The organism is Propionicimonas sp. (assembly GCF_049840635.1).
Lineage (GTDB): Bacteria > Actinomycetota > Actinomycetes > Propionibacteriales > Propionibacteriaceae > Propionicimonas.
Genome location: NZ_JASGKL010000005.1, coordinates 1,433,293 through 1,447,339, shown reverse-complemented (window position 1 = coordinate 1,447,339; position 14,047 = coordinate 1,433,293). Strand labels below are relative to the sequence as shown.

Sequence of the window (14,047 nt, the reverse complement as noted above, 5' to 3'; positions counted from 1 at the left end):
CGAGGACGCCACGAGCGGAGGACCCCGTGCAGCAGCTGTTCCACTTCGACCTGAAGCCGCGGAGCAACTACGGCGACAGCATCCTGTTCGAGCTGGTCAGGCTGCTGTTCGACGGCTATTCGGGCCGGCACGGCTTCCTCGTCACCAGTTCGGCGAACCTTCGCCACCGGGTCAGCCCGGGGCTGGTCGCCCAGATCAACGCCGCCCACGACGCGGTCGTGCTCGGCGGCGGCGGGCTGATGCTGCGCAGCACCAACGAGAACCGGCTGTCGGGCTGGCAGTGGAAGATGCCGCTCGAACAGCTGCGGGCCCTCACCGTCCCGCTGGTCGTGTTCGCGGTCGGGTACAACCGGTTCGAGGGCGAGCCCGAGTTCGATCCCGTGTTCACCGCGCACCTGTCCGAGACCGTCGCCCGTTCGGCCTTCTTCGGGCTCCGCAACCACGGCTCGATCGAGAGGGTCCGCCACTACCTGCCCGCCGACCTGCACGACCGGCTGCTGTTCCAGCCGTGCCCGACCACCGTCGCGTCCCACCTCGTGCCGGACCTGCACGTGCCCGACCTGCGGCCCGAGCGCAGGGTGGGCTTCCAGGTCACCTTCGAGGCCCGCAACGAGCTGGCGGGCTACGACGGGGACGACATCTTCGACGAGCTCCTCAGGGTCGCCCGCGAGCTGCGCCGACGCGGGTTCGCCCTCGACGTGATCTCGCACCATCCGGGCGATCGGCGGTTCCACGAGTTCCTCGCCGCCCACGGCGTCACCGCGCGGCTGATCGCCCTCGACGGCATCGAACGCGACATCCACGACGGCCTCGCCTACTACGGGCGGCTGCCGCTGACCATCGGCATGCGCGGGCACGGCCAGATGATCCCGTTCGGGATGGGCAACGGCATCATCTCGGTAGCTGCGCGGGACAAGCTGCGCTGGTTCGCCGACGACATCGGACACCCGGAACTCGCGGTCGACCCCCGCGGCCAGGGGTGGTCGGGACGCGTCCTCGACCTGGTCGACGACTGGTTCGGTGACTTCGCCGCCCGCCGCGACGAGTTCGCCCACGTCCGGGAACGGCTGTGGCAGACCTGCCTGGACAACCTCGCCCTGATCAGCGCGACGATCGACAGCAGGCCCGGCGAGCGCGGCTACGTCCCGTTCACCCCGTACGAGCGGGAGCTGGCGCTGAACACGTTCGCCGCGTCCCGGCAGTGCGACCGGGAGGCCGAGCGCATGGTCCGCCTCCGGGACGAACTGCGGGCGACCCGCGCTCGTGCGGAAGCGGCGGAGGCCCGGCTCGCCCGGCTCGAGGCGCAGGTCTCTCGGTTGCCGTTCTCCCGGACCCTGCGCAGGCTGGGCCAGCGGCTCGCCTGACCGGCGGGGCCGCCGTCGCGACCGAATCTGGACGCGGGCGCGTGTCGCTCGCCTCCTGACGGGGAATACAGTTTGCGGACGCCCACACGACAGGGAGGCTCGATGTTCCGCAAGATCCTGGTCGCGAACCGGGGTGAGATCGCCGTGAGGGCTTTCCGCGCCGCCACCGAGCTGGGGGTGGGCACCGTCGCGGTGTTCCCCTACGAGGACCGTCACGCCGAGTACCGGCTGAAGGCGGACGAGTCGTACGAGATCGGCGAGAAGGGCCACCCCGTCCGCGCCTACCTCGATGTGGCGGGCGTGATCGAGGCCGCCCGGCACGCCGGCGTGGACGCGATCTACCCCGGTTACGGCTTCCTCTCGGAGAACCCCGACCTCGCACAGGCGTGTGAGGAGGCCGGGATCACGTTCATCGGCCCCTCCCACGAGGTGCTCGAACTGACCGGCAACAAGGCCCGCGCGATCGCCGCGGCCCGCGAGGCAGGGCTGCCCACGCTGCAGGGCTCCGAGCCCAGCGACGACGTCGACACCCTCGTCGCCGCGTCGGCAGAGGTTGGCTTCCCCGTCTTCGTGAAGGCCGTCAGCGGCGGTGGCGGACGCGGCATGCGTCGCGTCGACGACCCCGAGAAGCTCCCCGCAGCCCTCGCCGAGGCGATGCGCGAGGCGGAGTCGGCGTTCGGCGACGCCCGGATGTACCTCGAGCAGGCCGTGGTGAAGCCGCGGCACATCGAGGTGCAGGTGCTGGGCGACGCGACCGGCGAGGTGATCCACCTGTACGAGCGGGACTGCTCGGTGCAGCGGCGCCACCAGAAGGTGGTCGAGCTCGCGCCCGCGCCGAACCTCGACCCGGACCTGCGCGCGCGGATCTGCGACGACGCCGTCCGGTTCGCCCGGCACATCGGCTACGTCAACGCCGGCACGGTCGAGTTCCTCCTCGGCGAGGACGGACGCTACGTGTTCATCGAGATGAACCCCCGCATTCAGGTCGAGCACACCGTGACCGAGGAGGTCACCAACGTCGACCTGGTCAGCTCCCAGGTCCGGATCGCCGCGGGGGAGACGCTGGCCGATCTCGGCCTCAGCCAGGACGCGATCACCGTCCGCGGCGCGGCGCTGCAGTGCCGGATCACGACCGAGGACCCGGAGAACGGGTTCCGTCCCGACACCGGCACCATCTCGGTGTACCGGACGCCCGGCGGCGCCGGCGTCCGCCTCGACGGCGGCGTGGTGTTCGCCGGCGCGACCGTCGGTGCCCACTTCGACTCGATGCTGGTCAAGCTGACCTGCCGTGGCACCGACCTGCGTTCGGCGGCGCGCCGCGCCTACCGGGCGCTGAGCGAGTTCCGCGTCCGCGGCGTGTCGACGAACATCCCGTTCCTCGAGGCGGTGATCTCCGATCCCGACTTCCTGGCCGGCCGCACGAACACCAGCTTCATCGACGCCCGTCCCTACCTCCTGCACTACCACATCCCCGCCGACCGGGGCACGAAGCTGCTCACCTACCTCGCCGAGGTCAGCGTGAACAAGCCGAACGGGAAGGCGCGCACGACGCTGCGTCCGCAGGAGAAGCTGCCGGTCCTCGGCAGGGACGTGGCCGCGGCGCCGCCGCCGTCCGGCTCGCGCCAGCGGCTGCTGGAGGTGGGCCCGGCGGCGTGGGCGGCCGAGTTGCGCGCGCAGACCCCGGTCGCGGTGACCGACACGACCTTCCGGGACGCGCACCAGTCGCTGCTGGCGACCCGCGTCCGCACCCGCGACCTGCTGCACGTCGCCCCGGTGATCGCCCGGACGCTGCCGCAGCTGCTCAGCGTGGAGGCGTGGGGCGGCGCGACCTACGACGTGGCGCTGCGGTTCCTCAAGGAGGATCCGTGGGACCGGCTGGACGCGCTGCACGCCGCGATGCCGAACATCCCGCTGCAGATGCTGCTGCGCGGCCGCAACACGGTCGGGTACACGCCGTATCCGCTGGCGGTGACGCGGTCGTTCGTGCACGAGGCGGCGCGGTCGGGGCTGGACGTGTTCCGCATCTTCGACGCGCTGAACAACGTCGACCAGATCCGTCCGGCCGTCGAGGCGGTGCTCGAGACCGACCACGCGGTCGCGGAGGCGGCGCTGTGCTACACGGGCAACATGACCAGCCCGGGCGAGAAGCTCTACACGCTGGACTACTACCTGAAGCTCGCCGAGCAGCTCGTCGCCGCGGGCGCACACGTCCTCGCGATCAAGGACATGGCCGGCCTGCTGCGGGCACCGGCGGCGGCGAAGCTGGTCACCGCGCTGCGGTCGAACTTCGACCTGCCGGTGCACCTGCACACCCACGACACGGCCGGCGGCCAGCTGGGCACGCTGCTCTCCGCGATCGGCGCCGGGGTGGACGCGGTGGACGTCGCGGCCGCGTCCATGGCGGGCACGACGTCGCAGGTGTCGATGTCGGCGCTGGTGGCCGCGCTGGAGGACACCGAGCGGGACACCGGGCTGTCACTGGAGGCGGTCGAGGCGCTGGAGCCGTACTGGGAGGCCGTGCGCCGGCTGTACGCGCCGTTCGAGTCGGGCCTGCCCGGGCCGACCGGGCGCGTCTACCACCACGAGATCCCCGGCGGGCAGCTGTCGAACCTGCGCCAGCAGGCGATCGCGCTCGGGCTGGGGAACCGGTTCGAGGCGATCGAGGACATGTACGCCGCGGCCAATCGGATCCTCGGCAACATCGTCAAGGTGACGCCGTCGTCCAAGGTGGTCGGCGACCTGGCGCTGGCCCTGGTCGGACGCGGCGCCGACCCGTCCGACTTCGAGCAGCACCCGGAGAAGTACGACATCCCCGACTCGGTGATCGGCTTCCTGAACGGCGACCTCGGTGACCCGCCCGGCGGCTGGCCGGAGCCGTTCCGGACGAAGGCGCTCGCGGGCAGGACCACGAAGCCGGTGGTGACGGAGCTGTCGGAGGCGGACGCCGCCGACCTGGCGTCCACGCCACGGCGGACGTTGAACCGGCTGCTGTTCCCGGGGCCGCTGCGGGACTACGAGGACGCGGTCGAGGCGTACTCGGAGCTGTCGGTGATGCCGACGACCGAGTTCCTGCACGGCGTGCGGCAGGGCCAGGAGGTCGAGGTCGAGATCGAGCGGGGCAAGTCGCTGCTGCTGGGCATCTCGGCGATCGGCGACGCGGACGACCGCGGCATGCGGCAGGTGATCTGCACGGTGAACGGCCAGATGCGGGTGATCTCCGTCCGCGACGAGTCGGTCACGTCCACCGTGGCCACCGCGGAGCGCGCGAACACGTCCGACCCCGGCCAGGTGCCGGCGCCGTTCGCCGGTGTGGTGACGCTGATCGTGAAGGTCGGCGACGAGGTCACCGCCGGCCAGCAGGTCGCCACCATCGAGGCCATGAAGATGGAGGCGGCGATCACCACCCCGGTCGCCGGCACCGTCAAGCGGGTCGCGATCGGCCACGCCCAGGCCGTCGAGGGAGGCGACCTCCTCCTCGAGATCGGCTGACGGCCGCCGTCCCGGGGTTCCGGACACGGGACGCCGGAGATCCCGGGTCAAGCCCGGGATGACAGGAGGCTGTGTACGCCGCGGCACGCTGGGGACGGTTCCTGTCGTGCCGCTCAGCCGGGACGGAACGCGCTCGCCATGTACGCGTCGTCGGCCATCGGGAGCTTGCCGGCCTTCGCGGCCGTGACGAGCGTCGCCCAGTCGGCCTCGGTCTGGTCGGCGTAGAGGCGGGCGAACCGGGCCAGTGCCACGCCCGCCGCGTCCCCGTCCCCGAGGTACCCCGAGATCATGGACGCGCCGGACGTGCGCGCGTGGCCTTTCGCCAGCAGCCGTCCGACGATGCCCGCGTAGTCGCTCAGCGCGTCCTCGCGGATCGCGTTCAGCGGCACCGTCCCCTTCATGTTCCGGAACTGCCGGACGTAGTACTCGCGCCCCTCGATCGTCGTCCAGCCCAGCAGCGGGTCGCTCACCGTCTGCAGCGCCTGCTGGTACTCCACGACACGCTGGCCCTGGTGCGCGTGCCACGCCTCCTCGCCGTGCACGAACCGCGCCAGCACCGAGCGCCGCGCCTGCTTGAGCTGCAGGAACAGCACGTCGTCCGGGCTCGAGCCGACGAGCAGCACCACGTACGCGCGCAGCCCCACCGAGCCGACGCCCACCACCCGGTGCGCCACGTCCTCGACCGTGTAGCCGGCCACCACCCGCCGCCAGTGGGGGGCGAGCGTGGTGAGGTAGTCGTCCAGCCCGGCGCCGACCGCGGACGCGTCCTCGCTCTCGACGGCGGTGGTGATCGGCGGCTCGGGGATGATCCGGCGGTGCCCGTCCACCTCCTCGGTGAGCTTGGGCAGGACGCGGTCGCTGGTGCGGCGGCGCGCGGTCTTCGCCGCCCGCTTGATCTCCTCCCTCAGCGTCCGCTCCTGCACGGAGTCCTTGAGGTGGGACACGTCCAGCCGGTTGTACGAGCGCGCGAGCAGCGGCAGCGTCGCGAGCTTGTCGACCTCCGCGGCGTACTCGACCACGCACGAGTGGGCGGACGCCGCGCACGCGTCCTCGCTGTAACCGTTCTCGCGTCCGGCCACCCACACGCTGGCGACGAGCCGGCGCAGGTCCCACTCCCAGGCGCCCGGGTGCGCCTCGTCGAAGTCGTTCAGGTCGATCACCTGCGCGCCCTCCGGCGACCGGTAGAAGCCGAAGTTGCCCAGGTGCGCGTCCCCGCAGATCACCGGGTGGATGCCGGTCGACGGCAGGGACGCGACGTCCGCGGCCATCACCACCGCCGACCCGCGGTAGAAGCCGTACGGCGTGGTGGCCATCCGGGCGACCCGGATGCCGACGAGGTCGGCGACGCGTCCCACGTGGCTCATCGCGATCAGGGCGATCGGGTCGAAGCGGGCGGGTGTCGCCGTCCACTCACCGAGGAGGTCGTACGGCACCTTCTCCCGCAACGAGCGGCCCAGCGCGAACCGATCCTCGCGGCTCGGCGGCGCCTGGCGGACCGAGCCGAACCCCGGCACGTTCGTGGGGAGCACCCTCTGCGTCATCGCATCCTCCTGGGTGCCATCCTCGCGCGGGAGCCGGTCCGCCGCTACCTCCCACCGTCACGCTGGAGCGCCGGCAGGCCAGGACGCGTCCGCGTCAGGCGATCCGGGAGCGGTCGTACGTGGCGCTGCCGAAGCCGAGGATGAGCAGCCCGATGGTGGGCAGGATCACCATCAGGAAGATCGACCAGAGCGGGCTCTTCCCGAAGGCGATGCCGATCCGGTACTGGACCACGATCAGCAGGATGACGTTGACCAGCGGGACCAGCAGCAGCAGGAACAGCCACGGGTTGAAGCCGGCGACCCGGAACTGCACGTAGACGTCGTAGAACGGGATGATGGCCGCCCAGCCGTGCTCGCCGGCCTTGGTGAACAGCTTCCACAGCGCGATCAGGGTGATCAGCCCGATCACGATCGAGACGAGGATGACGGGCAGCGAGAGCAGCGCCTGGGCTGCGGAGTCGGAGTCGGGGCGCACAGGGTCCTCCTGGGTTCGGGTGGCGCCAGCGTAGTGGCGGGAGATCGTGGGGACGGGGACGGTCCGGGTTCACGGCGACGTGTCTCGCGGGGGTCGTCACCCGTGCTTTCGGGACACTCTGTCGCAGGGACTGGACGGTGAACGCGGACGCGGCAGAGTGGGGGCGTGAGCGAAACCTGGCCGAGCCCTCCCGTCCCCACCCCGCCGCTCGTGCTGCGCGGACGCCGGTTCGACGCGTCCGCGCCCGCCGTGATGGGGATCGTGAACCGGACGCCGGACTCGTTCTACGCCGCGGCCCGGTTCACCGACCTCGGGCCCGGGCTGGACGCGGTCGACCGGCTGGTGGCCGAGGGTGCCGACATCGTCGACGTCGGCGGGGTGCGGGCGGGCCAGGAGGGCGAGGTGGTCAGCGCGGCGGCGGAGGTCGACCGGGTCCGGCCGTTCCTGCTGGCCGTCCGCGAGCGGCACCCCGACCTGGTGATCAGCCTCGACACGTGGCGCGCGGAGGTCGCGTCCGCCTGCGCGGAGGCCGGGGTCGACCTCGTCAACGACACCTGGGCCGGCGCGGACCCGGAACTCGTCCACGTGGCCGCGGAGCTCGGCGCCGGCTACGTGGTCTCCCACACCGGCGGTCTGCCGCCGCGCACCGACCCGGTCGACATCAGCTACGGCCCGGACCCCGACGACGTCGTCCGTGACGTCGTCGCCACGCTCGCCGCGGGGGCGGCCCGGGCGGTGGCGGCGGGCGTCCCGGCGGAGCGGGTGCTGGTCGACCCCACCCTCGACTTCGGCAAGACCACCCGCCACTCGCTGCGCGTCCTGCGGGCGACCGGGGCGGTGGCTGCGCTGGGCTACCCGGTGCTGCAGGCGTTGTCGCGCAAGGACTTCGTCGGGGAGACGCTCGACCTGCCGGTCGACGAGCGGCTGTTCGGGACGCTGGGCGCCACCGCGGTCGCCGGCTGGCTGGGGACGGTGGTGTTCCGCGCCCACGACGTCTCGGCGACCCGGCAGGTGGTCGACATGGTGGCCTCGATCCGCGGCGACCGTCCGCCCGTGCTCTCGGTCCGCGGCGAGCCGGTGCGCTGACCGCAGACGGGGGTCGCTGGGGGAGGTGCTCGGATTTGCCCACTCGATGCGACTCCACCCCTCGCGTGGCCAGGTTTTCGGGATCGAGTGCGCAATTCCGACGCCCACGAGCACGGTGGCGCGTATTCGGGGACGGTTCTTGTTTCGCGCCAGACGCCGGTGGCCGGGCGTGGTGGCGCGTAAGGAGAACCGTCCCCGGTTTCGCGCCGGTCAGTCCAGGTCGGCCAGGCGTGGATCGATCAGGGCGAGGGCGCGGCGGACGGCGTCCATCGTGTCGGCGGGGTCGAGCTGGGCGATCACGACCCCGTGGAGCATGTGCTCGACCAGCAGGATGTCGCCGGGCGTCCACGCGGGGTCGGCGAGGCCGGCGGCCTGCGCGCGGGCGAGCGGCTCGGCGACCAGCGCGATCAGGCGCTCCTCGCTCACGTCGGACGGGAGCTGCGTGCGGGCGTCGATGACCATCTCCACGAAGGCGCTGGACGCGACCGAGTAGGCGACGATGCGCCGCCACAGCACCCCGAAGCAGTCCGGCCCCGGCGTGGCGGCCGCGAGCTGCTCGAGCTCGACGAAGTTGTCCTTGAAGACCGCCCCCGCCAGCGCTCCGCGGTCCGGGAAGTGCCGGTAGAGCACCCCCTGGCCCACGCCGGCGGCCTTCGCGATCGCGTTGAGTGGCACGTGGTAGCCCTGCTCGGCGAACAGCCGGCGCGCCGCGGCGAGGATCGCGGCCCGATTCTCCGCCGCAGCGGCGGGTCCCCTGTTGTGCGGGGTTGCGTGGGCGGGCATGCTGGAGAGTCTAGAACCGGACACGGATGTCCGGTTGTGAGGATACGGAGATGACATGACCGACCAGTGGGACGAAGCCGTCGACCTGATCGTCGCCGGAACCGGCGTGGCTGCGCTCGCCACGGCCGTCACGGCGGCCGACGCCGGGCTCAAGGTGCTGATGCTCGAGAGCACCGACCGGTGGGGCGGCAGCAGTTCGATGTCGGGCGGCGGCCTGTGGCTGCCCAACAACCCGCTCATGAAGCGCGACGGCGTGGCCGACTCCCGCGAGGAGGCCCTGGCCTACCTCGAGGAGACCGTGGGCGATGCGGGCCCGGCCACCTCGCGCAAGCGCAAGGAGGCGTTCGTGGACGGGATCGGCGGCTTCGTCGAACTCGCCGAGCGCCACGGCGTCCAGTTCGCGCGCTCGACCGACTACCCGGACTACTACCCGGAGCTCCCGGGCGGGAAGATCGGCCGTGCGATCGAGGTCGAGCCGTTCGACGTCCGCCGGATCGGCGACTGGTGGCAGACCTCGCGCGGCAACGGCTCCGGCGTCCCGGCCCCGGTGAAGACCGACGACTTCTGGCTGCTGTCGAGGGCGTGGTCGACGCCGGGCGGCTTCACCCGCGGCGCGCGGGTCGTCTTCCGGACGCTCGGCACCGCGCTGCGCGGCAAGAAGGCCGTCGGGATGGGCTCTGCCGTGACCGCGGCGCTGATGGAGGTCGCCCTGCGCCTCGGCGTGCAGGTCCGGCTGTCGTCCCCTGTGACCGAACTCGTGGTCAGCGAGGGACGCGTGACCGGCGTCCGCACCACCAAGGACGGACAGACCACGGCGATCCGCGCCGAGCGCGGCGTGATGCTCGCCGGCGGCGGCTTCGACCACAACGCCGAGTGGCGCGAGCGCTACCAGGGCGTGGACGGGGCGGACTCGTCCGGATCCCGCGGCAACGTCGGCACGGCGATCGAGGTCGCCCGTGAGATCGGCGCGGCTGTCGACCTGATGGACGACGCCTGGTGGGGCGGGTCGATCCCGCCGGTCACGCCGGAGGGGTCCGCGGCCTTCCTCGTCAGTGAGCGGTCGATGCCGTTCACGATCATCGTGGACGGGGCCGGCGAACGGTTCGCGAACGAGTCCGAGTCCTACGTCGACCTCGGCCACCACATGCTCGAGCACTCGAAGAGCGTCCCCGGCTCCTACTGGATGGTCTCGGACGCGCGGCACGCCCGCCGCTACCTGCGCTCGTACGCGCTCGACCCGCGGGCGAACAAGGCGATGGCCGAGGCCGGGATCATGGTCAAGGCGCCGACGCTGGCCGACCTCGCGCTGCGGATCGGGGTGGACCCGGCCCGCCTGGCCGCGACGGTCGAGCGGTTCAACGGCTTCGCCCGCTCCGGCATCGACGCGGACTTCGCCCGGGGCAACTCCGCCTACGACCGCTACTACGGCGACCCGCTGGTGCGGCCGAACCCGAACCTCGGCCCGCTGGAGAAGGGCCCGTTCGAGGCCGTCCGGGTCGTGCCGGGTGACCTCGGGACGAAGGGCGGCCTGGTCACCGACGAGAACGCCCGCGTGCTGCGCGAGGACGGCTCGGTGATCGATGGCCTCTACGCGGCGGGCAACAACTCCGCGTCCGTGATGGGACGCACGTACCCCGGCCCCGGCTCGACCCTCGGGCCGGCGTCGGTGTTCGGCCACCTCGCCGGATTGCACGCGGCCGGCAAGCTCTGAGTACTACAAGGAACTACGAGTAGGAAGAAGCGATGGAGATCGCAGGAAAGGTGTTCGTCGTCACCGGCGGCGGCAACGGCATGGGACGCGAGGTGGTCCTCGGGCTCCTGGCGCGCGGGGCACGGGTGGCGGCCGTCGACCTGAGCGCCGAACGGCTCGCGGGCACGGTCGAGCGGGCCGGACGCGACGCGGACCGGCTCACCACGCATGTGGTGAACGTCACCGACGCCGAGGCGGTGAAGGCGCTGCCGGCCGCGGTGGTCGAGGCCCACGGCCAGATCGACGGGGTGCTCAACGTGGCCGGCATCATCCAGAAGTTCGTGCCGTTCGCCGAGCTGGACCAGGCGGAGATCGAACGGGTGCTGACCGTGAACTTCTGGGGCGTGGTGAATATGGTGCAGGCGTTCCTGCCCTACCTGTTGAAGCGTCCGGCCGCCGCGCTGGTGAACGTGTCCAGCATGGGCGCGTTCATCCCCGTCCCGGGCCAGACGATCTACGGGGCGTCCAAGGCGGCGGTGAAGCTGCTCACCGAAGGCCTGCACGCCGAGTTGCGTGGGGGCCCGGTGCGGGTGACGGTGGTGTTCCCCGGGGCGGTCGCGACCAGCATCACCGAGAACAGCGGGGTGCGGGCGCCCGCGGTGGCCGGCGCGAACGAGAACGCGGCGAACCAGAAGGTGCTGCCGCCGAAGGACGCGGCCGAGATCATCATCAAGGGGATGGAGAAGGGCTCCTACCGGGTGCTGGTCGGACGCGACGCGCAGGTCATGGACTGGTTCACCCGGCTCGTCCCCGAGCGCGCGATGACCCAGATCGCCGACCGGATGGCCGGCCTGCTGCAGCGCTGACGGCGTCACGGTGCACCGTTTCTGACCGTGTTCGGTTCGAAACGGTGCACCGAAACCCGCTGGACGCTGTTGGTCCGGCCGGGAGTCAGGCAGGCTCGTCCCATGGCTGATGACCTCGACCGGTGGCGGCGGCAGTCGCCCTACTCCGACCCGGGCCGGTACGCGGGCCTGCTGCTCGACGTCGCTGACGACGTGGAGTCGCTGTGCGCGGCGTCCCGGAACACGATCGTCCACTACCGGGCGGAGTTCCCGGACCTGCCTCCGGAGCGCCAGGGCGAGATCGACAGCCGCTGGCTGGAGCGCATCCTCGCGCTCGACCAGGACCGGCACCCGGAGCCGCTCACCGTGCCGCGCGAACCCACGTCCCGGGTCGCCGGGTGCTGCCGCGACCACTCGCTCCTGCTCGTCGGCGCGCTGCGGGCGCGAGGGGTCCCGGCGCGCAACGTGGTCGGTTTCGCCGGCTACTTCGCGCCGCCGTTCCACCACGACCACGTCGTGGTCGAGTACTGGGACGGGGAGTGGTGGGTTCGCACGGACCCCGAACTCACGCAACCCGGCTTCGCCTTCGACGTCCGCGACATGCCCCGCGGGGAGGGCGCTCCGTTCGAGACGGCGGCCGAGGTCTGGCTGGGGCACAGGGCAGGCCGCCTCGATGCCGCCACCTACGGGGTGGAGCCGTCGCTCCCCGAGCTGTGCGGCCCGGAGTTCGTCGGCGAGTACGTGGTGTTCCAGCTCGCCCACCGCTACGGGGACGAGCTGCTGCTGTGGGACATGTGGGCGGGCCCGCTCGACCCGGAGGTGGTGGATGAACTCGCCACGCTGCTGGTGCGCGCCGACGCCGGCGACGCCGCGGCGGAGGCGGAGCTGGCCGAGCGTTACGCGTCCGAGGCGGCGCTGCGGCCGGGCCCGACGGTCACCCGGACATCGCCGTACGGCTACCCGCCGGTGAGCGAGTCGCTGGTCCGGCCGTCGCCCGGCTGAGTGTCGGAGCCGCGGCCTAGGCTGTCCGCGTGGACCTGAAGGGCATGCGGAAGAGCTACGAGCGCGGCGAGCTGGACGAGGCGGACGCGGGCAGCGCCCCGCTGGCGCTGTTCCAGCGCTGGCTCGGCGACGCGGTGGCGGCGAAGGTGCCCGAGCCCAGCGCGATGACGCTGGCCACGGTGGGCGAGGACGGACGCCCGTCCACGCGGGTGGTGCTGCTGAAGTCGGCCGACGAGCGCGGGCTGGTGCTCTACACGAACTACCGCAGCAGGAAGGGCCGCGAGCTGGAGGCCCACCCGTTCGCGGCGGTCCAGTTCCACTGGCCGGAGCTCGAGCGCGTGGTCCGTGTCGAGGGACGCGTCGAGCACACGACGGACGAGGAGTCGGATGCCTATTTCGCCGTCCGCCCGCTGGACTCGCGGATCGGCGCGTGGGCGTCCCCGCAGAGCGAGGTGATCCCCAACCGCGCCGTCCTGCTCGCCAACGCGGCGAAGGCGTCGGCCACCTATGGCCTGAACCCGCCGCGCCCGCCGTACTGGGGCGGCTACCGCCTCGTCCCCGACACGTGGGAGTTCTGGCAGGGACGGAAGTCCCGCCTGCACGACCGCGTCCGGTTCCGGCTCGACGGCGGCGTCTGGGTCAGGGAGCGCCTGGCGCCCTAGTCGCCGGCGCGTCGCCCCGCGCGTGGGAACGGACGAAACCCAGCAGCGACGCGGCCGGGTGCCCGAGCCGCCGCGGAACGGCGAACGTGGCTGACGGGAGGACCAGGAGCCCGTGGTCGTCGGTGTCGATCAGGCCCACCTGGTGCCAGGGGACCCGGCGGGTCACGGCGGCATCCGCGACGGTGATGCCGTCGCCGTCGACCCAGATCTGCCGCACTTGCCCCCTCGCCGCGAGCTGCCGCCGGGCGAGCGCGTCGACGGTGGCGGAGAGGTCGGTGTACTTGCTGAGTTGGCGAAGCAGGGGGTCGCGGCTCCGGGGGTCGCCGAGGAGCGCAGCCCGCACGTCATCGATGGTCGCGACGTAGGACAGCGCCGGCACGCCGGGGGGCTCGGATGTCGCGACGGCAGGGGCAGGGAGCGACGTGCTGAACGCGCTCAGCGGCACCACTCCGGTCGGCGGCACCCAACGCGCGGCCGCGGCGGGTTCCGCCCCGAAGGCGCGGGGCTGCGCCGGCTGCGTCCCGGGCGCTGCGAGCCGTCCGGACTTTCGCTCGTCGATACGGTCGCGGGCCAGCGCAGCCAGCTCGGCCACCCGTCCCGGGTCGGCGCGACGCGGGACGATGGTCGTCCGCAGGTCGCTGCGGGTGAGGTAGACGTACTGGGCGGTCTCGTCCACCACCTGCAGCGCGGACCACGCCACGCGATCGCTGGCTCCGTTCTGGGCGAGGGTGAACCCGTCGGCGTCGACCGTCAGCGTGAGGGGCGTGGGCTGTGCGCGGTTCCGGGACAGCCGGGACCGGATCCGCCGGCGTGCGCGCGTGAGCAGCCAGCGATGGGTGAGCCGCGCCGTGAAAGGTCGCACCAGGAACCATGCGCCCGTCCCGATCGCTGCGGCGACGAGGGTGGCGTGCCAGTCACCCCGCCCGGCCGCCAGCACCATCACGGTGGGGAGCAGCAGGCCGATCCCGAAGGCGATTCCGGCCCGCCGGATGAGCCGGCGCTCCTGTGCGGCCAGTTGGCCGAAGTGCTCGAGTCCCCAGAGCTGGAACGCCGCCCTGTCGTCCGGGGTCACGGTGTAGGTCAGCACGGCCGCAGGCTAGCGTCCCCGGC

Annotated in this window: 11 protein-coding genes; 7 read left to right on the top strand and 4 right to left on the bottom strand. The window is 72.3% G+C overall.

The annotated features are described in order from the left end of the window. Positions 1-26 precede the first annotated feature (26 nt). Positions 27-1,364, top strand: coding sequence for a polysaccharide pyruvyl transferase family protein (locus QM779_RS12425; RefSeq protein ID WP_428535650.1), 1,338 nt, complete (start codon positions 27-29; stop codon positions 1,362-1,364). Positions 1,365-1,466: 102 nt separating this feature from the next. After that, positions 1,467-4,853 (top strand): pyruvate carboxylase, encoded by a 3,387-nt coding sequence (locus tag QM779_RS12420; protein ID WP_428535648.1) that lies wholly within the window; start codon positions 1,467-1,469, stop codon positions 4,851-4,853. Positions 4,854-4,966: 113 nt separating this feature from the next. Here QM779_RS12420 and QM779_RS12415 read toward each other — a convergent pair whose 3' ends face one another. Next, on the bottom strand, positions 4,967-6,394 hold the full coding sequence (locus QM779_RS12415) for a DUF2252 domain-containing protein (RefSeq protein ID WP_428535646.1): 1,428 nt from the start codon (positions 6,392-6,394) through the stop codon (positions 4,967-4,969). A 94-nt stretch (positions 6,395-6,488) separates the two neighbouring features. Further along, positions 6,489-6,869 carry a DUF5684 domain-containing protein gene (locus tag QM779_RS12410; RefSeq protein WP_428535644.1) on the bottom strand — a complete coding sequence of 127 codons (381 nt, stop codon included), beginning with the start codon at positions 6,867-6,869 and terminating at the stop codon, positions 6,489-6,491. Positions 6,870-7,034: 165 nt separating this feature from the next. Here QM779_RS12410 and folP point away from each other — a divergent pair, with 165 nt between their 5' ends. Next, positions 7,035-7,955 (top strand): dihydropteroate synthase, encoded by a 921-nt coding sequence (folP, locus tag QM779_RS12405; protein WP_428535642.1) that lies wholly within the window; start codon positions 7,035-7,037, stop codon positions 7,953-7,955. 210 nt (positions 7,956-8,165) lie between these two features. Here folP and QM779_RS12400 read toward each other — a convergent pair whose 3' ends face one another. After that, entirely contained in the window at positions 8,166-8,738 is a 573-nt protein-coding gene (locus QM779_RS12400; protein WP_428535640.1) for a TetR/AcrR family transcriptional regulator, read from the bottom strand. Between the two features lie 55 nt (positions 8,739-8,793). Here QM779_RS12400 and QM779_RS12395 point away from each other — a divergent pair, with 55 nt between their 5' ends. From QM779_RS12395 to pdxH, 4 genes are all read left to right on the top strand, one after another. After that, the gene (locus tag QM779_RS12395; RefSeq protein ID WP_428535638.1) at positions 8,794-10,449 is read left to right on the top strand and encodes an FAD-dependent oxidoreductase; all 1,656 of its coding nucleotides are present in this window, start codon (positions 8,794-8,796) and stop codon (positions 10,447-10,449) included. Between the two features lie 32 nt (positions 10,450-10,481). Then, the gene (locus QM779_RS12390; RefSeq protein ID WP_428535636.1) at positions 10,482-11,294 is read left to right on the top strand and encodes an SDR family NAD(P)-dependent oxidoreductase; all 813 of its coding nucleotides are present in this window, start codon (positions 10,482-10,484) and stop codon (positions 11,292-11,294) included. Between the two features lie 102 nt (positions 11,295-11,396). Continuing rightward, on the top strand, positions 11,397-12,275 hold the full coding sequence (locus QM779_RS12385; protein WP_428535634.1) for a transglutaminase-like domain-containing protein: 879 nt from the start codon (positions 11,397-11,399) through the stop codon (positions 12,273-12,275). A 29-nt stretch (positions 12,276-12,304) separates the two neighbouring features. Continuing rightward, positions 12,305-12,937 carry a pyridoxamine 5'-phosphate oxidase gene (pdxH, locus tag QM779_RS12380; RefSeq protein WP_428535632.1) on the top strand — a complete coding sequence of 211 codons (633 nt, stop codon included), beginning with the start codon at positions 12,305-12,307 and terminating at the stop codon, positions 12,935-12,937. On the opposite strand, the gene QM779_RS12375 is transcribed toward pdxH, so the two are convergent. Then, on the bottom strand, positions 12,915-14,024 hold the full coding sequence (locus QM779_RS12375; protein WP_428535630.1) for a YcxB family protein: 1,110 nt from the start codon (positions 14,022-14,024) through the stop codon (positions 12,915-12,917). The genes pdxH and QM779_RS12375 overlap by 23 nt on opposite strands. Positions 14,025-14,047 lie beyond the last annotated feature (23 nt).

What these genes read in the sequence shown, in the direction of transcription:
- QM779_RS12390 (WP_428535636.1), top strand. Translation starts at nt 10,482, where the DNA reads ATGGAGATCGCAGGAAAGGTGTTCGTCGTCACCGGCGGCGGCAACGGC.
- QM779_RS12415 (WP_428535646.1), bottom strand. Translation starts at nt 6,394, where the DNA reads ATGACGCAGAGGGTGCTCCCCACGAACGTGCCGGGGTTCGGCTCGGTC.
- QM779_RS12395 (WP_428535638.1), top strand. Translation starts at nt 8,794, where the DNA reads ATGACCGACCAGTGGGACGAAGCCGTCGACCTGATCGTCGCCGGAACC.
- QM779_RS12385 (WP_428535634.1), top strand. Translation starts at nt 11,397, where the DNA reads ATGGCTGATGACCTCGACCGGTGGCGGCGGCAGTCGCCCTACTCCGAC.
- QM779_RS12400 (WP_428535640.1), bottom strand. Translation starts at nt 8,738, where the DNA reads ATGCCCGCCCACGCAACCCCGCACAACAGGGGACCCGCCGCTGCGGCG.
- QM779_RS12420 (WP_428535648.1), top strand. Translation starts at nt 1,467, where the DNA reads ATGTTCCGCAAGATCCTGGTCGCGAACCGGGGTGAGATCGCCGTGAGG.